Source organism: Collinsella sp. zg1085, from assembly GCF_018889955.1.
GTDB lineage: Bacteria > Actinomycetota > Coriobacteriia > Coriobacteriales > Coriobacteriaceae > Collinsella.
In genome coordinates this window covers 617,770-638,132 of the sequence record NZ_CP076545.1, presented here as the reverse complement: position 1 = coordinate 638,132, position 20,363 = coordinate 617,770, and the positions used below count along the sequence as shown (strand labels likewise).

18 protein-coding genes are annotated in these 20,363 nt (G+C 49.7%); 1 reads left to right on the top strand and 17 read right to left on the bottom strand.

The window, feature by feature from the left end; genetic code table 11:
* Positions 1 to 12 precede the first annotated feature (12 nt).
* From KPC83_RS02640 to KPC83_RS02560, 17 genes are all read right to left on the bottom strand, one after another.
* Positions 13 to 282 carry a YggT family protein gene (locus KPC83_RS02640; protein ID WP_253200994.1) on the bottom strand — a complete coding sequence of 90 codons (270 nt, stop codon included), beginning with the start codon at positions 280 to 282 and terminating at the stop codon, positions 13 to 15.
* Between the two features lie 11 nt (positions 283 to 293).
* Positions 294 to 1,001 (bottom strand): cell division protein SepF, encoded by a 708-nt coding sequence (sepF, locus tag KPC83_RS02635; RefSeq protein ID WP_216279020.1) that lies wholly within the window; start codon positions 999 to 1,001, stop codon positions 294 to 296.
* 62 nt (positions 1,002 to 1,063) lie between these two features.
* Complete coding sequence (locus KPC83_RS02630; protein ID WP_216279019.1) at positions 1,064 to 1,795, bottom strand: YggS family pyridoxal phosphate-dependent enzyme; 732 nt, start codon at positions 1,793 to 1,795, stop codon at positions 1,064 to 1,066.
* A gap of 56 nt (positions 1,796 to 1,851) precedes the next feature.
* The gene (locus KPC83_RS02625) at positions 1,852 to 2,643 is read right to left on the bottom strand and encodes a polyphenol oxidase family protein (RefSeq protein WP_216279018.1); all 792 of its coding nucleotides are present in this window, start codon (positions 2,641 to 2,643) and stop codon (positions 1,852 to 1,854) included.
* A gap of 204 nt (positions 2,644 to 2,847) precedes the next feature.
* Positions 2,848 to 3,984, bottom strand: coding sequence for a cell division protein FtsZ (gene ftsZ, locus KPC83_RS02620; RefSeq protein WP_216279017.1), 1,137 nt, complete (start codon positions 3,982 to 3,984; stop codon positions 2,848 to 2,850).
* Between the two features lie 269 nt (positions 3,985 to 4,253).
* Positions 4,254 to 5,903, bottom strand: coding sequence for a cell division protein FtsQ/DivIB (locus tag KPC83_RS02615; RefSeq protein WP_216279016.1), 1,650 nt, complete (start codon positions 5,901 to 5,903; stop codon positions 4,254 to 4,256).
* Positions 5,860 to 6,771 (bottom strand): UDP-N-acetylmuramate dehydrogenase, encoded by a 912-nt coding sequence (gene murB, locus KPC83_RS02610; protein WP_216279015.1) that lies wholly within the window; start codon positions 6,769 to 6,771, stop codon positions 5,860 to 5,862. The genes KPC83_RS02615 and murB overlap by 44 nt, the downstream gene beginning before the upstream one ends.
* A gap of 2 nt (positions 6,772 to 6,773) precedes the next feature.
* Positions 6,774 to 8,213: a UDP-N-acetylmuramate--L-alanine ligase gene (gene murC, locus KPC83_RS02605; protein WP_216279014.1), complete on the bottom strand. Its 1,440-nt coding sequence runs from the start codon at positions 8,211 to 8,213 to the stop codon at positions 6,774 to 6,776.
* A 144-nt stretch (positions 8,214 to 8,357) separates the two neighbouring features.
* A complete protein-coding gene (gene murG, locus KPC83_RS02600; RefSeq protein ID WP_253200992.1) occupies positions 8,358 to 9,485 on the bottom strand; it encodes an undecaprenyldiphospho-muramoylpentapeptide beta-N-acetylglucosaminyltransferase in 1,128 nt (375 codons plus the stop codon).
* A complete protein-coding gene (gene ftsW, locus KPC83_RS02595) occupies positions 9,472 to 11,052 on the bottom strand; it encodes a putative lipid II flippase FtsW (protein WP_216279012.1) in 1,581 nt (526 codons plus the stop codon). Before ftsW ends, murG begins: the two co-directional genes overlap by 14 nt.
* Positions 11,042 to 12,517 carry a UDP-N-acetylmuramoyl-L-alanine--D-glutamate ligase gene (gene murD / locus KPC83_RS02590; RefSeq protein WP_216279011.1) on the bottom strand — a complete coding sequence of 492 codons (1,476 nt, stop codon included), beginning with the start codon at positions 12,515 to 12,517 and terminating at the stop codon, positions 11,042 to 11,044. The genes ftsW and murD overlap by 11 nt, the downstream gene beginning before the upstream one ends.
* A gap of 9 nt (positions 12,518 to 12,526) precedes the next feature.
* Positions 12,527 to 13,558, bottom strand: a complete 1,032-nt coding sequence (gene mraY, locus KPC83_RS02585) for a phospho-N-acetylmuramoyl-pentapeptide-transferase (RefSeq protein ID WP_216279010.1) — start codon at positions 13,556 to 13,558, stop codon at positions 12,527 to 12,529.
* On the bottom strand, positions 13,559 to 14,998 hold the full coding sequence (gene murF / locus KPC83_RS02580) for a UDP-N-acetylmuramoyl-tripeptide--D-alanyl-D-alanine ligase (protein ID WP_216279009.1): 1,440 nt from the start codon (positions 14,996 to 14,998) through the stop codon (positions 13,559 to 13,561). It lies immediately after the preceding gene.
* Positions 14,999 to 15,134: 136 nt separating this feature from the next.
* Positions 15,135 to 16,976 (bottom strand): penicillin-binding protein 2, encoded by a 1,842-nt coding sequence (locus tag KPC83_RS02575; protein ID WP_253200991.1) that lies wholly within the window; start codon positions 16,974 to 16,976, stop codon positions 15,135 to 15,137.
* A 5-nt stretch (positions 16,977 to 16,981) separates the two neighbouring features.
* Entirely contained in the window at positions 16,982 to 17,458 is a 477-nt protein-coding gene (locus KPC83_RS02570; RefSeq protein ID WP_216279008.1) for a hypothetical protein, read from the bottom strand.
* A 41-nt stretch (positions 17,459 to 17,499) separates the two neighbouring features.
* On the bottom strand, positions 17,500 to 18,474 hold the full coding sequence (gene rsmH / locus KPC83_RS02565; RefSeq protein WP_216279007.1) for a 16S rRNA (cytosine(1402)-N(4))-methyltransferase RsmH: 975 nt from the start codon (positions 18,472 to 18,474) through the stop codon (positions 17,500 to 17,502).
* 15 nt (positions 18,475 to 18,489) lie between these two features.
* Positions 18,490 to 18,924 carry a division/cell wall cluster transcriptional repressor MraZ gene (locus KPC83_RS02560; RefSeq protein ID WP_216279006.1) on the bottom strand — a complete coding sequence of 145 codons (435 nt, stop codon included), beginning with the start codon at positions 18,922 to 18,924 and terminating at the stop codon, positions 18,490 to 18,492.
* Positions 18,925 to 19,378: 454 nt separating this feature from the next.
* On the opposite strand from KPC83_RS02560, the gene KPC83_RS02555 reads away from it, so the two are divergent.
* Positions 19,379 to 20,353, top strand: coding sequence for a site-specific tyrosine recombinase (locus tag KPC83_RS02555; RefSeq protein WP_216279005.1), 975 nt, complete (start codon positions 19,379 to 19,381; stop codon positions 20,351 to 20,353).
* The last annotated feature ends 10 nt before the right edge of the window (positions 20,354 to 20,363 follow it).

Below are 20,363 nucleotides of genomic sequence, written 5' to 3'. Positions count from 1 at the left end.
CTCAGGCCGGCATCAAAGCATAGAGACCATTATATTGAGAATGGTCCGTTTGAGGAAATTCAACGCAAGAATTGCGATAACTGGTGAAAAATCTACACCAGACAAGGGCGGCATAAAACGCTGAAATATACCGAGATACGGATGCACAATGGTATGGAGAGCACCGCGCAAGTCACCAACAAGCTGGTTGCTCACAGGAATCCACGACATAATGCAATACACCACCACAAGCATGGTGTAAAAACTAAATACAGAATCTATGAGCGATACAACATTGAGCACGAAACAGCCACCTATTTCTTGAGATAGCCCTCTTGGCGCAGTTTTGCCAAATCAGACTCTTTAACTTCACAACCAGCGGGAACAACCATAAACACACGGTCACCCACCTCACGAACAGCCGCCCCAAGACCACAGGCAAAGCCATAACTAAAGTCGAGCACACGCTTCGCAAGCTCGGTGCGCACACCTACAAACACAAGCGCCACCGGTTGCTTGGTGCGCACACGGCGCACAACCGTTTCAACATCATCGTAGCTCTCAGGCCTCAAGACATAAGCAGGCAACTGTGGTGTTGCCCCTACCACCGCACTCATGCGTGTAGCGTTTGTATCGGGAGCTGCAGGTGCAGGCGCGCTTCTGAGCGTCTCGGCATAGGTGGACGGCGTGTCATATGCGCCAGGGCGATAACTCGACTCTTGGCTGCGGGCAGGCGGATTAAAGGTTGCCGCATGTCGATCGGCATCTCCTACCAGCTCACCCGAGCGTGTATACACAGCAATGCTTTCTGCCTCACCGCGACGTGTTTGACCCAAAACGCCGTTTGATGGTTCTTGGTAACCGTAGCCTGCAGCATAGGCATCACCTTGATAGCCATCATCATAGCCGCCCTGAGCCTCATCGTAATAACCATCATCATAGGTGTCCTCGGTACCATAGGATGTTGCATCACGATTGAGATTGAAGGGCAGTTTAGATTTGATATCGTCTAAAAATCCCATAGTCCCGCCTCTCTATACTGTGTTTGTGCTATTCATGCAGGTTAGAACACAACGCCATTTGCTTATTTTAGCGCAAACGCAGGGTCAAACACTACTCTACCAAGCCTAATCATCGTAGAACCTTCGCGAATAGCTACTTCAAAGTCTTCACTCATGCCACAGGAAAGTTCATAGAGGTCAAGATGCGGATATGCTACGACCAGTTCATCGCGCAAAAGACGCAGTCCTTCAAAAGTTTTTGCAGCAGCAGAAGCTGAGCCTCGTGGTGCCATAGTCATAAGTCCACGCATACGAATTCCAGGTAACGTGCACAGTGTGTCCATAGATGCACGTAGTTCATGCGGCTCAAATCCTGATTTTGTCGCTTCGCCTGAAATATTCACCTCAAGCAAAATATCTTGTGGGCTACTCATGTGGGCGTGCTTCTGTGCGCGCTTTGACACCGCTTCTGCTAAATGCACAGAACTGATGGAGTGAATAAGCTGAACTTTTGACAGCACGGCGTTGATTTTATTTGTTTGCAAGTTGCCTATTAAATCAAAGCGCAACTGCGGTAACTCAGGATAGGCGGCGAGATTGGTGAGTTTTTCGTTGAGCATTTGCGGGCGGTTCTCTGCAAAGTGTCGATAACCTGCGGCAACAGCAGCAAGCAGCTCGCTCGTGCTAACGGTTTTTGACACTGCAACTAATTGAACATCCGTCACCGAGCGATGAGCATCACGGGCGGCTTCTCTCATGCGTTGAAGAAGTTCCACGCGCCGCTCAATCACACGCTCAAGATAGTGACTATCCATGTCAAATCCTTCCCATGAACCGGATGGCAGCTCTGAGCATACCTGCGATGTGCTCTTTACTCAAGTATGGCAAGCGCACCATGGCGTCCACATTCTCCCGCCTCGCTACGATACGAGAAAAAGCGGTCATTGTGCTTCATGGTTGAAAGCCCTGTATCAACTATAACTTCTTTAGGCACGCCGCAATCGATAAGCGCCTCTTTAATGCACGCAGAAAGATTGAGTAGGCACGGCTTGTGCCCTGTATGCTCAACCGCATAAAACTCTGCTGCAAACTGCTCTATAAGCTCAGGTGAGACCTCATATTCATCACCTTGGATATGAGGACCAATATAGGCGCAAATATCTGATGGACTAGCATGTGTTTCTTCTGCCAACACAGTTGCTGCGCGTGCACTAATACGCGCGAGGGTGCCTTTCCACCCTGAATGCACGACGGCAAACCCGCCAGGCGCAAGCAAAATAACCGGCACGCAATCAGCAAAACAAAGAAGCACCGGAACATGCGAAGTGCTACATACAACTGCATCAGCGCCTTGACTAAGCTGCTGGCACAGGTGAGCGCGGTTCTGAGCGGTTTCTTTGTTTACCACCACTATCGTGGAACCATGAACCTGATTGGGTACCAGTACATCCTCAAGCTTTGCGCTATCACTCAGAAGCGCTAATGCACGCCGCCGGTTTTCAGCAACTGCGCGTGGATTATCGCCTACATGTGTAGCTAGGTTTAACGAGCTATACGGAGCTTCTGATACACCACCGCCACGCTCCGTAAAACCAAAGCGAATTTGGCCTACCTGACCCCCTAATAGCACCACACCATTGCGCTCTTGACGTTTTATGTGCATCAAACATCTCCTCGCTAAGACGTACTGTGCTCAATGTTCTCAATAGCACGTCAAACATAGTGAAGCGCATACCAGACACTTCAAAACCTCTATGCATCTTCTATTCCCCTTATGCTGCAAAACACGCACATATCGCTAAGTGCTCACAAAAAAGGCCTCCAGATAACTCCGGAGGCCTAAGATCACCGCGTTACAAATACGTGCTTAGAAGCTGCCACGCTTTAAGAAGTCAGGAAGTTCAAACTGCTCATTGCCAAAGTTAGGCAAAGCAGTTGATGAGCCTGTGCTCGTAGTTGCGCGTGATGAGGCAGAGCTGCTCTCGGAGAGAGTCTCAGAGCCACGGGTACCACGGCTCTGTCCAAAGAGGTCATCTTGACGACTCACATTAGCATCAGTAAAACCGGTTGCAATAACGGTGATACGTACCTGATCGCCCAGAGATTCATCTACCACCGTACCAAAGATGATATTAGCCTCAGGGTCTACAGCGTTAGCTACCAAATCTGCGGCATCGTTAATCTCTTGAATACCAAGATCCTTGCTGCCGGCAATAGAGAGCAGCACGCGGGTAGCACCGTCGATTGAGCTTTCAAGCAAACGGCTTGAAATAGCCTGCTGAGCAGCATCGACAGCACGTGTATCGCCAGAAGCAACACCGATGCCCATCATAGCAGTACCAGCTTGACGCATGATGGTCTTAACATCAGCAAAGTCAAGGTTAATAACACCAGGTACGGTAATCAAATCGGTGATACCTTGCGTGCCCTGTGACAATACGCCATCGGCCATAGAGAAAGCCTCAAGCATAGAGGTCTTTTTCTCGGCAATATCGAGCAGTTTATCGTTTGGAATAACAATCAGCGTGTCAACGCTCTCAGACAAGGTTTTGATACCTTCTTCTGCAGCGCCCTTACGCTTGCGACCCTCAAAGGTAAAGGGCTTGGTTACCACCGCAACAGTCAGCGCCCCTACCTCGTTCATAGCAATATCAGCAACGATTGGAGCAGCGCCGGTACCGGTACCACCACCCTCACCAGCCGTGATAAAAACCATATCGGCACCAGCTAGAGCCTCAGCAATATCGTCACGCGACTCATCTGCCGCCTTGCGACCCACCTCAGGATTAGCACCGGCGCCCAAACCACGGGTAAGGTCGGTGCCAATATGCACCTTGATATCGGCATCAGAGATGGCAAGAGCCTGTGCATCGGTATTGATAGCCACAAACTCAACACCACGAATGCCCTCTTCAATCATGCGGTTAACAGCGTTTGTACCACCGCCACCAACGCCTACTACCTTGATAACAGCAAGATAGTTGTTAATCTCGTTCTCATGCATGTGTCGATCCTTAGAACGTCGGGGTTTCGCCGGTACGAATGTCGTGAAAAACTCGCAAGGTTAACCTTCAAGTAGAGATTAAACAGCGAGGTCAATCACGGTATCTTTGCACAAGAAGAGGGGCTTAGTCAAATGATTACGTCCAAAATGTGAAGACACGGGGCAAATAAGCAGGAAAAACCAGTAAATGCCTTGTAAAAGCTCCCACATAAGCGAAACTTATGTGGGAGAAGATGTGGCACTTCAATCATAGGCACTCAAAACTTGTTCTACGAGGTAGGCGCTGCTCTAAATGTATACGAATCTGGTGTGCGCACATTGATATAGGTTATGCCCTGCTGTTCTGCCAGCAATTTCTGTATAACCCGTTCTTTTGTTGTAATGTTTTCTGGAACACCAAGTGATACCTCAACGCCTGAGGCGAGCGTAGCTGCAATTGCCTCAATTGAACGTATTGACATGCTCTTAATCTGCGCTATGAACTCAGACGAAAAGCCAGTGGCATAGCTTAACCCGGCTTTCACAAGCTCAGACTCAACCAATTGTCCGCTTTTTGGTGCAACATCAGTTGCAATATCGGTAAAAAGGACTGCATGAGCTTGTTGCGCGAGGAGCTGCGCTGCCTCTGCCCCCGTCTTTTGTATGGTCTCAGTTCCCTCAGGAACCTGAGACATATCCTGTATGATTTTGCCTTCTGCGTCTACCGTTGTAGCGAGCGTAAGCGGAGCAATCCATGTACCATCGCTGCTTATTGCCCATGCAACATCGTCAGCTGCAATGTAGGCAATTGCGGCAATCGTATATTCTTTGGGCGTAATGATAAGCGTATGTGGAAAACGACGTTCAATACGAACATCGCGTATCCAAGGACTCTGCATCAGTGAGTTTTTTATTGCAGATTCATTTAAGGTAAGCAGCGAACTATGTTTTGGCATGTCTAAAAGACTTGTTAGGTCCTCTGAACTCACATGCTCTGTAGGTACCAGCTGCTGCTCACTAACTTCAAACAGCGGTGATTGTGCAAGCACCACAAAGGTAATGAGTGCCACAAGCGCTAATGCTACGAGCACCATAAGCACCCGAAACAGAGGCTTTGCAAAGGCAAACTTTTTCTGAGGTGATACTGATACATGCTCATCAACAGACGCTTGAAGAGGCTGCTTAGAGGTGCGAGAAGCTATACGCGCACCTGCCCGAGCGAACCGCGAGAACAGAGATAGTTTGGGCAAACGCTGCCGAAACGATGTATGCGTAGTTGCAGAACCGCGCGAGGTAACTGCAGCAACGTCCGCGCTTTGTGCTGTAGAATCCAGCTTTTTTTCGCGCCCCTGAGCAGATGCCAACTGCTCAGCTGCGTGCACCCCACGCTTTGTAGGCATAGCTTTTTTTCGCGTTGTCGCTACAGCTTGGCGCGACAACACTACCCTTGCTGCCTCACGATTCTGTTGCACGGATTTTTCTACTTGCGCAGGATTTGAGCCCATGGCAACGCGTTTCCGAGGTGCCTGAGCTTTTTTCTTGCTCAGTAAAGTTGCCTGAGCTGTGAGGTGAGCAGCTGACCCCACAGCTTGCCGCGCGCCAGACTGAACCGCAGGACCCATAAGCTTAGCGTTTTGTTTTGATACAGACCGAGCGCTCGGTCGCACTCCTGCCTGAGTGGGAGCACTAAGCTTTTTCTGTGATGACAACGAAGCCTTGGGGGCAATCTTAGGAGCTCTCTTGGGGGCTTTCTCAGCAACTGGGTGTGGCAAACTCTCGTGCATAGGCGCATCAAGTGGCACAGATACTCGCCTACCTGTTTCCCGCGCTACCGGTGCCGACGCTTGCGCCTGTGCAGGTACACGTGGGGCACGACGAAAGGTTGGCTTAGAAGCTTTAGAAGCCGAGGAATTTGACTTCCGGTTGAAGCTCAATGCCATACCGTTCCTTCACCTGTTCCATAATATGGCGCATCACCTCAAGCACATCTTGTGCACGCGCCGTTCCCTTATTAACAATAAAATTAGCGTGCATCGGTGACACCTCAGCCCCGCCTATCGAAAATCCCTGTAATCCACAGGCTTCAATCATTGAACCCACATCTAAATCAGAAGGGTTCTTAAAAACTGAGCCACATGACGCAAGACCGAGTGGCTGAGAACGGCGACGTTTTGACAAATGACGTTCAATGCGCTCGCGAATATCCTGCTTGGGAGCTTGTTCTAGCTCAAAAGCCGCTTCAAGAATAATCTCGTCATGCGCGAGGTTGCAAGCTCGATAGCCCCATATAATGTCATCGCGTTGATAGTGCTTTAAGCCCATGCCAGGCTTGTAGCTCACCAAATGGGCAACTTGAGTACCAATCCAATCAGTGCGTGTACCTGCATTCATAGACAAGCCTCCGCCAACCGTGCCCGGAATACCAATTGCATACTCAAGGCCACTTAAACCACGCGTCAGCGCCTCATTCACAAGCCGTGCAAGCATAGCCCCTGCACCGGCAGTAAGCGTTACACCGTCTTCTGAAAGTGTAAAGCGACAAAACTCGCGACCAAGCGTAATAACTGCCCCTTCATAACCCTCATCCGAGACCAAAAGATTTGAGCCCTTGCCCAACACAACCCAAAGCACCTCTTCGCGCGTAAGCACATCAACCGTGCGGCGCAGGGCATGATAACTGTGACAGGTTACAAATAAGCGCGCCGGGCCACCAATCCGATACGAGGTATGACGTGCTAGACGCTCATCTTCTGCTACCTCGGTATCAATTTGGCCCGATAAACTATATGCCGCATTAAAAAGACCCATAGTTAGCGCAACTCACCCTGCCCATGCAACTCCTCGAGCCACTCAATAAACTCAGGACCTACCGTCGTAACGTCACCTGCACCCATCGTGATGAGTAAGTCTCCCGCATGCGTGTGCTCGGCAATAGCCTGCATAAGTTGTCCACGCTCAGCAACGTAGCGCACCGACTTATGAGGATACAAGGCTTGCACACAGTCAGCGAGCATTTTTGACGTTACCCCGGGAATAGGTATCTCACCCGCTGGAAACACATCAATCAAGATAAGCTCGTCAGCATCAATAAATGAGGTAGCAAAATCATCGCACAGCGCTTCTAAGCGTGAATAGCGATGAGGCTGAAATACCACACAGACATGCTCAAACGGCAAACGCTTTGCGGCTTTAAGCGTCGCGAGTATCTCTGTGGGATGATGCCCGTAATCATCAACAACCGTAATGCCGCCGACAACACCAACCTGAGTAAAACGACGGCGCACGCCATCAAAGCTTGAAAGTGCCACAGCAGCTGCGTGTACATCAACGCCAAGCACTGAGGCCACCACCAGCGAAGCTGTAGCGTTTAGCATGTTATGACGACCAGGGTTACTCTTAATAGAAAGCTCGTAGCGCTCGTCCTTGTCAAAGACAACCTCAAAGTAGCTCGCTAGACCACCCTCATGTGGGTGCTCATGCACAACAACATCGTTATCCTCGGCAAAGCCATAGCTTACAACCCGACGTCCCGTACGCGCGGCAAGCTCACGCAAACGCTGATCATCACCGCAGACAATAACCGTACCTGTCTCTCCTACTAGCCCCATGAAGGTGCAAAAAGTTTCCTCAATCTCTTCAAGCGAGCTGTAATGATCGAGGTGATCGGCCTCTACATTGGTGATTACTACAACATCGGGGTCAAGGTATAAAAAGGAACTATCCGACTCATCTGCTTCACAAACAAAATACTCACTGGATCCATTGCGACCGTTGGTATCGTAGCCCTCAACAATACCGCCGATTAAAAAACTTGGGTCATTACCCATACGGTCAAGCATCGTGGCACACATGGATGAAGTGGTTGTCTTGCCATGAGTGCCTGCAATAGCAATTGTTTTAGACCCCTGAGAAAGCACCGAAAGCATCTTTGCGCGGGGCCACACCGGAATACCCAGCTCGCGCGCGCGCACGAGCTCGGGATTAGTATCAGGAATAGCAGTTGATACAACCACAACGTCAGGGTGTACCTCATCAATGGTTGGCGCTTCATGCCCAATATGTATAGGCAATCCTGCATGTGTTAGCTGACGAATATAGCGTGATGTCTTTAGATCAGAGCCGCTTACCGCATAGCCACGCTCGTGCAAAACGAGTGCAATGCCGCTCATACCCGCACCACCAATGCCAATAAAATGGACGCGCTCAAATGAGCTTGGCTCACTCTGTTCTGGAATAGGCATGATAGCCATAGACCCTCCGCACTAGGTATATACCATTTCAACAAACGCTCTCAATTGTAATACCTTCAGCGCAAAAAGCGGACGAGCATGCCCGCAATAAGCGGCTGGCGCTCGGTTTTTACGTAACTTATTCGCTTATGGCAGCGACACTCATTAATCGAGCAGCTTCTCAAGCTCATCAGCCAACGTTGATGCTGCCTTTTCTTGTCCAAGTGAGGCAGCAGAAGCGCGCATCTGAGCTCGGCGCGCCTCATCATGCAACAAGGAGATGAGCTCGTCACTAAAGCGCTTGCTGTCAAGCTCAGTATCAGCAAACATGAGAGCAGCGCCTGCATCAACGAGATAGCGAGCGTTACTTGTTTGATGATCGGCGGTTGCATAAGGATAAGGTACCAACACTGCTGGCGTATGAAGCGCTGCAATCTCGGCAATTGATGAGGCTCCTGAGCGTGATAACACCATATCAGCAGCGGCAAGTGTATTGCCCATGTCATCAATATAAGAACAAAGATGCCAGCGCGTGGCCTCAGTGTCGGTAAGCGCGAGCGCTGAGCGCGTTGCGTCAAAATCAGCTGCACCTGTTGAGTGCACCACATAGAGGTTTTCAATGCTGAGCAACTGGTCTTTTAAGGCAACCAAACGCTCATTGATGTGCCGCGCACCGAGAGACCCTCCAAATACCAACAACACCGTTGCTGAATCAGGAATTCCAAGAGCCGCACGACCATGAGCGCATGTACCAGCAAGTACCGAGGAGCGCACCGGATTGCCCGTATGACGGATAACATCTGGTGTTGCATGCGCACGAACAAAACATGAACGTACCTCTGGCTGCGATATAGCAATGAGTGAAGCGCGACGAGCCATTAAACGATTGGCCAGACCAGGTACGGAGTTTTGCTCATGAAGAGCAATAGGAATAGCAAGTTTTGCTGCTGCTTGCATAAGCGGCAGCTCAACGTAGGCGCCAAAGCCAATAGCAAGATTGGGGCAAAGCTCAGGATTCTGGCGAAAAGCACTCACAAGACGGCGCTTTTCACGCAGCACATGTACAAGTGCCGCCACCAAGGTCCACGGACGACTTCTATCAAAGCCTCGTACCGTAAGGGGGAAAAAATCAAAGCCGTGCTCAGGCACCAGCTTTCCTTCTAAACGGCGCTCTTCACCATAAAAGCGAACCTGATAGCCGCGACCTGTTAGCTCTTCTGCAAGCGCCAGCGCGGGGTTGATATGACCTGCTGTGCCGCCCGCTGCAATAGCAATGGATTTATGAGCGCCCACGGGACCCTCCCTCATGTCTAACATCACGTCTGCGCGGGCCTTGTGAAGATTGACGCAAGCGCGCAGAGGCATCATGAGACAAGTTTATACGTTTATATGCACGCCGCTCGCCCGAATGCTGCGATACGCGCTGCGACCGCGAAGCTCGCTCTGCACTACGAGACGAACGAGCCGTGCGAGCACGACCTTCAACAACATCAAAACCACGAGTGCGCTGAGAAGTTGAAGCGCCTGCTGCACCAACAGCATCCCTTTCTATATAGTCCGATGCATCCCTTGCAACACCTTCGTGTACCTGGAAGCGGCTACGCTTGATAGCATAAGGACTCGCGCTGTGACTCTCGATAGAAACACGCAGCACCAAGCCAGCACTAATGAGTGAGGCGATAATTGATGATCCGCCGTAGCTTATAAACGGCAAGGTCTTACCCGTCATAGGTGTAATGCCTAAGATGCCTAAGGCGTTTACAAAAAATTGAACACCAAAAATGATAGCGACGCCTATAGCCACGAGCTTGCCAGACAGATGAGGCGACTGACGTGCAATTTCTGCAGCCGACCACAACATTACTAAGAAGAGCACAATCAACACCGTGGTGCCCACTAAACCAAGTTCTTCACCAATAATAGCTAAGATGAAGTCGTTATGGGCTTCGGGCAGATAGCTATATTTCATTGTGGAGTTTCCAATACCGCGACCCCAAACACCACCTGATGCAAAGGCCATAATTGCCAAGGTTGCTTGATAGCCCGTACCAAAGGGGTCAGCCCACGGATCAAGGGAAACCATAAAGCGCGTCAAACGATAGGGCTCAATTAATACGAATACCACAAAAGCAAGAGCCGCAGCGGCTATCAACATGCCTAACATGCGCAGACTGTACCCCGACAAAAACGCCATCACTACAACCGTTAGCACGATGATAATCGTTGACCCAGTATCTGGCTCAATAATAATGAGCAACAAAGGGAGCCCCAGCATGATACCGAGCTGTTTTATGGTCTGCATGCCGTTCATACTTCGCTCTTCAAAATAGGCAGCAAATATATCTGCAGCAAGCAGAATAATAACCGGCTTTGCAAGTTCTGAGGGCTGCAAGGTAAAGATGCCAAAAAGGTTAATCCAACGCCGGGCACCGCCTGCTGCGCTACCAAGCGCAAACACAGCTAGCAACAAGACAAGGACAAAAATCATAAGCGTTTTTGCACCGCCTTGGCGATAGCCTAAAAGCGTATAGGGTTTTCCCAGTGCCACCATCGTGCAGGCAAGTACACCAATTCCTATAAATATGCCCTGCTTGATTAGGTAGTAATATGAGTTTCCCGTCTCTTGCAGTGCCTCAACCGATGATGCCGAATACACCATGACCAAGCCAAAGAGCACCAGCGCCGTAAGTGAAGCGATAAACACAAGACGCGGACGCATAATGCGAGCCGGAACACCTGCAATCATGCGCTCCGGAATAATGCCATAGGCTGAGCGCTCCGGTGTTGACCTGCGCGATGGGCGTGTAGGTGCAGAAGACCTTTCATCATCAGGAATATGTTGCTGTTTTTCACGCGCCATAGCGCACCTTCATATCGCTGACATCTGCTGTCTGTGACAATTCAGCAACATATGAGCAAAAGGCAGCCCCGCGCTCTTCAAACGAATGAAACTCATCAAATGATGAGCACGCGGGCGACAACAAAACAACACCGTCCGGCTGCGTAAGCTTTGCGGCACACCAAAGAGCATCTTTGAGATGTTTTGCTTGATGCAGCTGAGCGTAATTTGTGCCCTCAACTCCTCGATGATTGCTTTGTTGCTCAGCGTCGCATGCTTGGTGAAGTGCCTCTAAGCACGCCTCATATAAGCGCGGCCCCGCCTCACCAAAGCAAATGATATGAGCTGTTTTTCTCACAATTTCGCCAGCAAACTCCTCAAGCGGCGTATGCTTGTCATGACCCCCTATTAACAAGGTTAGAGCCGTATTAGGAAAGGCCGTGAGCGCTTTAAGGGTCGCATCGGTATTCGTTGCTTTAGAGTCGTTGATGTAGCGCACCCCCGCAATCTCGCCCACCAGCTGGATACGATGTTCAAGCGGCATAAATGTGCGGAGACCGGTGCATACAGCCTCAGCTGATGCGCCCATTTCAAGAGAGGCAGCACTTGCAGCAAGGGCATTGATTATATTATGCGTGCCAACAATATTAAGCTCAGAAGACGCAACAAGCTTAATCTCGTGACCAGAGCGGCGCACAACAAGCGCTTCATTGCGCACAAATGCCGCGTTTTCAGCGCCGGTATCGGTTAGTGATACTTCGCATATGCGTAAATCATTGCGCGCAAGTAGTTCGGTATAGCGCTGTATACCTGCATCATCAACATCAATAATCGCTAAATCATGCACACCCATCTGGTCAAACATCTTTGCCTTGGCAGCTGCATATGCCTCAATACTGCCGTGCCAACTCACATGATCAGGCGTAATATTGAGAAGTACTGCTACGTGTGGGTGAAGTTCGCTCGTTGTAGCTAGTTGATAACTTGATAGCTCAGCAACCATCCATGAATCAGAACTACGATGCTCGACTGCCCTAATGCATGCATTACCAATATTGCCAACCGCTTGGCTTGGCTTATCTGCTGCTTGCATTATGGTATGAATAAGTGAGGTGGTGGTTGTCTTGCCATTTGTTCCGGTAATAGTGCACCAATTTTGAGGTGAGCAGCGATATGCTAGTTCAGGCTCGCCGATAATTTCTTGAGACGCTGCACGCGCAGCAGCAAAAAATGCACTATGTTCTGAGATGCCTGGACTTGCAACACACAGGTCAAAACTTCCTTGTATCTGCTCTGTACCATACACAATTTCAATACCCGCTGCTTCAAGTGCACGTGAAGCCTGTGTTGACTCAGTCTGAGCACCAGCATAGATACATATATGGTCAAACTTTGCCTCTTTTGTTGTTTGTGCCCAAAGAGCTAAGTCTTTGCCAGTTCTACCAAGACCGAGAATTAGCAGGGAGTGCGCATTGATAAGCTTCATGGGCAATCACTATCCCAACTGAAAAAAGAGAGCTAGGCCAAGCGCACCGCAAGCAGCAGAGATAATCCAAAAGCGAATGACAACCTTGGTTTCAGCCCAACCAAGTTTCTCAAAATGATGATGAAGCGGCGCCATTAAGAAGACCCGCTTGCCGGTGCGCTTAAAGCTGATAACTTGAATCATGACAGACAGTGCCTCCATGATAAATATCCCGCCTACTACCAGCGATACCACCTCGGTATTGGTTAAAATAGCAACCGCAGCAAAGCCTCCCCCAAGAGCCAATGAACCAGTATCACCCATAAAGATGCTTGCTGGATAGGAGTTAAACCACAAAAATCCAATGCAGGCTCCTGCTGCTGATGCACAAAAAATAGCTAGGTTTGCATCGTGAGACAAAAAGCAAATTGCCGCCATGATAAGCATTGCCATCATGGACGTTCCGCCTGCAAGACCATCTAAACCATCCGTTAAATTGACAGCATTTGACATACCAGCAAGCAACAAAAAAACAAAGACCAAGTAGAGCCACGGAATCCGAATAAGGGTATCACCCAGCATAAACTCAGTGCTCAAAATACCAAGGTCAATCTGAAAACCGCCAGGAAAGCTAATACGTGGCTGAACGCCACAATACGTAATTGCCAGCACAAAGAAAATCAGCACAATGGCTGTGAGACCAAGCATTTTGGCAAGTGGCGTTAAACCAAGCGAGCGCCCATGAGCAACGCTTGAAATATCGTCGAACAAACCCAGGGCACCGGTTGCAATTGTTGCACCAAGCGCCAAAAGCATCTGCATGCTCATCTGTCCCATTAAGAAACAAGAGCCCACAATACCAAGCAGAATAACCACGCCACCCATAGTGGGAGTTCCTTGTTTAATGAGATGGCGCTCAGGTCCATCAGCACGTACCTGCTGCCCTATTCCTTCAAACCGTAAAATCTTTATCCAAAGCGGCATGAGCAAAAGTGTAATTGCAGCTGCAATGCCAAGTGCCAAAAATGCCTGGTAGGTTGGGTAGGATGGATTCCCGAACATTTAACAAACCTTTTCAACAAAACGGTCAAGTTGCATAAAACGTGATGCCTTTATAAGCACCACGTCACCTGTAGTAAAGCTATTTTCAAACTGTGTCATGAGCTCGTCAACTGATGGAACACGAACCACGCTATCAGGCAGCATACCCATAAGACCTGCTGCCTCCACAAGTGCAGCTGCACACTCACTTGTGCCCACAACAATAAGCGTATCAAGATGAGAAGCAGCAGCATAGGCACCGCAGAGCCCATGCATGCGGCTGGCCTCCTCGCCTAACTCCCCCATTTCACCCAGAATAGCCACGCGCTTGCCAGAGCACGGTAGCTGTTGCAAGAGCTTAAGTGCTGCCGCAATTGATTCGGGGCTCGCGTTGTAGGAGTCATCAATTATGCGCGCACCGAGCTTACTCACTCGCATTTCCTGACGGTGTCCTGTGAGCTGAATGTCTGACATAGCAGCTGCAATCTCTTGTGCTGACATGCCAAGCTCATGAGCCACTCCTGCAGCATAGACGGCGTTAATTACCGACTGCTGTCCTGTCAAAGATAGATGTACCGGCACCGTATCACCATCAGCAAAGCGCAGCTTGAAATGAGGATGCCCCTCTTCATCGAGGCGTATGTCGTATGCGCGCACATCATTATTTGCACCCATACCACAATATAGCGGCTCAATACCTGCAGGTGCAGCAGCACTCTCTACAATATATGAGCTAAAGTCATCTTCGCCTGATAGGAACAGTCGGCTGCTATGTCCTAAAACGGACTGAGCCGATGCAGGCATCCCTGCCACAATTTCTGACTTAGCACGGGCAATCTGCTCGCGACCGCCTAACAGCCCAACGTGTGAGGTGCCAATCTTTGTGATAATGGCATAGTTTGGACAGGCACAACGCGATAATCGCTCAATCTGACCAAAACCATCCATGCCCATTTCTAAAATCAGTACCTCAGTACCACGAGGAGCAGCGCAAACCGTAAGTGGCAAACCAATGACGCTATTAAAATTTCCCTGCGTTACATGTACACGAAAATGCTTAGACAAGATATGAGCAAGGCTATCTTTTGTTGTGGTTTTACCAATAGAGCCGGTTACACCTACTACCACACAGGCAAGCTGTTCACGATACCAATGTGCAAGATTGAGTAACAAATTCTCCGGATTAGGACAATAAAAAAGTGCTGCACCTTGCTTTTGTGCAAAGTTCACGAGCTCAGTATCAGGCTGTCGTGATAACACTACAGCGCCCGCCCCTGCCTCAAGTGCGGGCCGAGCAAACTGGTTTCCATCCAAATTCTCACCGGTAAACGCTACAAATATTGACCCGTCCATCACCTGGCGCGAATCGATAGTAAGCCCTTTGAGATGCATACTATCTTCACCACACAGCTTCACAAGCTGCGGGAGACGCGCAAACTCTGATACGGCTATCTCAATCATGACCTATCCTTTGAAATCTGTAAGCAAGCTACCATTGTAGTGTTGCCAGAATTAAATGTATCCACACTCTTTGATTTGCACGAAAGCACGCAAATACCGCATGTCATCGTATCCAACACGTAGAACATCGCGCACGTTAGGCATCGCGCTCAATACCTAACACATCAATGGCTGATTGCATAATGGTACGAAACGGCTTTATTGCAAAGGCCGACATATTTGCCGTGCCATCAAGGGTGATATACACCATTGCACGCGAGTCTTCAGGCGATACAAAGCCCAAAAACGATGCCATGTTATTACCCTTTTCGTAACCGCCACCAACGCCTGCACGCTGAGCCGTACCCGTTTTACCTGCTATGGTATAGCCCTCAATCTGTGCCGCAGCGCCCGTACCTTCGGCTACCACCGTTTGCATCATTGAGCTAATCTGCTCGGCAGCCGCCTCGGATATGGCACGTTTTTGATACTTTGACCAGTCAATTTCTTCACCAGCTTGAGCCTTGAGAAAATGTGGCACGCTCATAATGCCCTTATTTGCAATACCTGTCTCGGCGCGCAGCATCTGAACGGGGGACACCGCAAGTGCTTGACCAAACGACATAGCAGCCACGCTTGCACCATCATAATTCTCACGAGCACGCACAATACCGGTTGACTCACCAGAAAAATCAATACCGGTTGGCTCTCCAATACCATAAGCTTTGAGATACTCTGCAAAGTGATCGGCGCCAATGGTTTGACCAACCAAAATCATGCCGGTGTTAGATGAACGGCGCAAAATCTCACGCAAGGTCATATCCATGCCAAAGTCGCGATTGTCCACGTCGTGGACATCGTCATCGCCTGCTTTTACCACCGCAGGCACGTAGAAATTAGTATCAGGATTGATAACTTCCATGTCACAACCCATACCGGCAACTAAGGTTTTAAAAACTGACCCGGGCTCGTATGCATCAGTTACAATGCGCAGATTCATATCTTCATAGCGCGCGTTTGCAAGGTCTTGCTGGTCATAGGTAGGATAGGAGCAAGCCGCTAAAATCTCCCCTGTTGTTGGATCACAGACCACGGCAGACCCATATTTTGCCTGCGCCTCAGCAACGCCAAGCTCCATTGCCTCTTCAGCACTCGCCTGAATGGTGGTATCAATACTCAGTATTAAATTCGTTCCGTCAACCGCAGGCTCTTTTTTATATGCACCACCAGCTATAAAGCTGCCATCACGCGCACGCTCGCGCACAATTGAGCCGTTTGTCCCTTTGAGAATGTCGTCATAATAGTGCTCAAGCCCAGAGATGCCCTCATTATCGAGGTTTACCACACCCAACACCTGTGAAGCGAGCTTTCCGTAAGGATATACACGCTTCATAGCCTGTTCAAACTCAATGCCCGCAATGCCTTTATCCTCGAGTTTTTGCGCGTCGTCCATATCAACTTGGCGGCGAATGTAGGCAAAGGTTGTTTCTTTGTTACAAATCTCGCGTACCCGAGCTTCATCCTCACCAAGAATCTCAACAAGCGCGGCAACAGCCTTATCCTTGTTTTTTATCAGCTTGGGATTAACGTATACATTGCGACATTCTTCACTGGCAGCAAGCACATTACCGTTTCGGTCATATATTGTGCCGCGCTTTGCATAGAGCGTGATATTAGACAAACGACGAATATCAGCTTGTTGGCGATACTTCTCGGCATTCATAAGCTGGTAGTCAAGCAAACGCACAACAGCAGCAAAGCCCGTAATACCAAAGACAGCAGCAATAGCTGAGCGCCGCGTTAGAAACGTCGTGGTGATTGCGTCGGTCTCTCGGCTTGCTCTCGTGTCACGTGTGCGCGAGTTTTTACCAGTGTCCCCACGCTCAGCCACCCCACGCTCACGGCGCATGGAGCGAGCCTCAAGACCAGCTTGGCGCAAACGAGCGCGGCGTTGAGCATCGCTGCCACGAGTGCGGTCATAATCATCTCGACGAGACATATGCGTTAATTTTGAGAGGAGCCATCAGATGTCACAGCGGGTGTACGTACATCAACGGTAACGTGCGCTGCATTGCCATCAACCATACCAAGCATGCTCTTGGCAAACTCACGAATCCGTGTACTTGAACCATACACCGAGCGCATAACCTCAAGGTCGCTTGAAGTTTTTTCGCTCTCCTCAAGCGAGTTTGCAATAGCTGCGTTTGCATTAAGTGAGGCGGCGGTCGCGCTTGCTAGAGCAACACGCGTAGCTCCCACTGCACAAAATGTAATAGCAAGAATACAAAATACTTTAACTACCTGTACAAAAGCTGGGCTAACGGCTCGGTCGGCTTCTCGTCCCTCACCAGGAAGCACATCAAAGCGCGGGCGCTCGACGAGCTCGGGAGCAGCAATTTGTGGAGCAACGCTCCCATGTACATAGTACGAATCGGGCTGCATATCATAGGAAAAAGCTGCGTTTCCAGAGGAATAACCCATGATATGCACGCTCCTTTCTAAACTTGCATCAGCATTCTGGCTTAGTGCGCATTCAAGCGCTTGGCAACACGAATCTTGGCAGACCGGCTGCGTGGGTTGCGTGCAACTTCATCACTGCTTGCAACCAGAGGTTTCTTAGTAATAACATCGAGTATCGGCTGTTGACCACATACACACACCGGAATATCGGGAGGACATACACAGCCGCGTGACAGTTCTGCAAACACACGCTTAACAATGCGATCCTCAAGCGAGTGATACGAAATCACGCAGATATAGCCACCGGGGTTGAGCCACCGTAGCGCGGCGGTTAGTCCACGCTCAAGCACCTCAAGCTCTTGATTTACCTCAATACGAATCGCCTGAAAGCTACGCTTCGCAGGATGTCCTCCTGTGCGACGCGCCGCTGCAGGAATTCCTGCCTTAATAGCGTCAACCAGAGCTCCAGTTGTCTGAATGGGTGCAATGCTTCTGCGCCGCACAATCTCTCGTGCAATTGCAGATGCAAAGCGTTCCTCGCCATACGTACGAAGGATCCGGGTGAGGTCGGCTGCGTTATAGGTGTTGATGACCTCAGCTGCGTTTAAGGTGTTATTACCCGGGTCCATTCGCATATCAAGGGGAGCGTCCTCGTGATACGAGAAGCCCCTTCCGGGGATATCAAGCTGTGGACTTGAGACGCCTAAATCAAAAAGAAAAGCGTCAACTCCTGGAATCTCTGCCGATACAAGAAGCTCATCGAGCTTGCCAAAGTTGCCTTTAAGCAAACGATGTGGAATGTGAGGAACTTGCTCTTTGAGCCGCTCCCCCGCCGCGTTGAGCGCCATATCATCTTGGTCAATTCCAATCAGAAGGCCATCTGTTCCCAGCTGGGCTGCCATTTTAAGAGAATGACCAGCGCCTCCAAGTGTGCAATCACACACCACGGAGTTCTTCTGAATATGGAGTGCGTCAAGTACTTCAGTGAGCATGACGGGTTCATGCCGATATTCGGTTGTCAACGTGCTCGTGTCCATGTACGTCATCCGAACTTAGGAAAAGAAGATGTTGGCCAAGTCCTCATCTGATGCTTGCGAGCTTGCTTGTTCCCATGTTGCGCGATCCCAGATTTCAAGGTGGTCGAAGTTACCTACGACTGTTACCTCACGCGTAAGATGCTTTTTCTCACGCAACTCAACAGGCAGACCAATACGAGCGGCACCATCAATATCCATGGGAACCGCCAGTGAGGTTAGTCTCCTCATGAGCTCCTGGTCTTCACGCTTACGAGCGTCAAAGCCGCCGCGCTTTTCAAAGAGTCCCAAAACCCACTTCTCAAAACTCTCGTCCGAGAAGACATACAAGGCATCGGCATCAAGGGCAGGCAACACATATACATGCTCTGATAGACCTTTACGAACAGGAGCCGGCAGTGATAAGCGACCTTTTGCATCGAGATTACGCTCGTATGTTCCGGTCAAAATCACGTCTGGCACCCTCCTCTCGGCTTCTCAGATGGGTATATGCGAGAGCCACCCCGCTGTCGACGCCCTTCATTCTATGGGTTAGAGTCACTTTCTGCAACATTCTTTCCCACTTTCTCCCCTACAAGAGTCATTTCTTCCCAACTCGTATTGAGACCTAGTGACATACATGTATAAGATGAATCTATATCTTGTGTTGAAATAATTTTGTAAACCTAAATATTGTGTATTTTGAGCTCGTCAGGATATGAGATTACTCAGGTTTCAATTATGTTACGTCTGCTCCACTTGTGGGCAATACGTGAAGTCATATATTGGTAGAAATAATTCATGCACAACTTGTATTTGTATATGTGCTTGTCCACATCAACACACATATTCATTCAGACTCTAATAGCAACCAAACCTCGCTATTTGTAGCAAGCGCTATACTAAGCGTACTAACTAGGGGGTGATTATGGGAGGACGAGCTCCTGGAGCAGCGCCCGTGCAAGCAATTCAGGGAGCGCCACTTTGTGGTACGAGCGAACTTGAGCGCTGTCGCGACGAGTTTTTGAGCTATCTAGCGCTTGAGCGCAACATGAGCCGACTCACCGTAGCAGCCTATGAGCGCGATATTTCAAGCTATATCAGCTTTTTGTTGGCACGCGGCTGTGAGCATCCCGAGCAAATCGATCACCACGACACCGAAGCCTTTGCACGCGCTAAATATGATGCTGGCTACGCTCGCTCCTCGGTGTCACGAGCGCTTTCGGCCGCAAAGTCATGGCATAGATTTATGGTGCGGGAAGGACTTTGCACTCAACATCCAACAGCTGGCATGAAACTCCCTAAATCGGCACATCGCCTGCCTGATGTTATCTCGGTTGAAGCTGTCTATAAGCTGCTTGACCAGTCTTTTCCCGCTAATGAAACAGGTTTGCGTGATTGTGCCATGCTTGAGATGCTCTATGGCTGTGGACTGCGAGCAAGCGAGCTTTGTGGACTCACGCTCAGCGATTTGTATCTTGATGAAAACTTTATACGAGTGTTTGGCAAGGGTTCAAAAGAGAGGCTTGTGCCTCTTGTGGGAAGCGCGCTTTTCGCACTCAAGCACTACCTCGATAAAGGGCGCGATATACTCGCCGCACATGCACGTAAAAGCGCCCCTGCTTCACAGGTTTTTTTGAATGCACGCGGACAGAAAATCTCACGACAAAGCGTGCACAGCATATGCGAGCGATATGGACTCGCAGCAGGTATCACTGGTCTCCATCCGCATACCCTTCGACACTCCTTTGCAACTCACATGCTTGCCGGCGGCGCCGATTTGCGTGTGTTACAAGAGCTGTTAGGACATGCTGATATTGCGACAACACAAATTTACACACACCTCGACCGCACTCAAATTAGTGAGGTATATCGCGCAGCTCATCCACGAGCGCAAAGCTAGCTACATATGT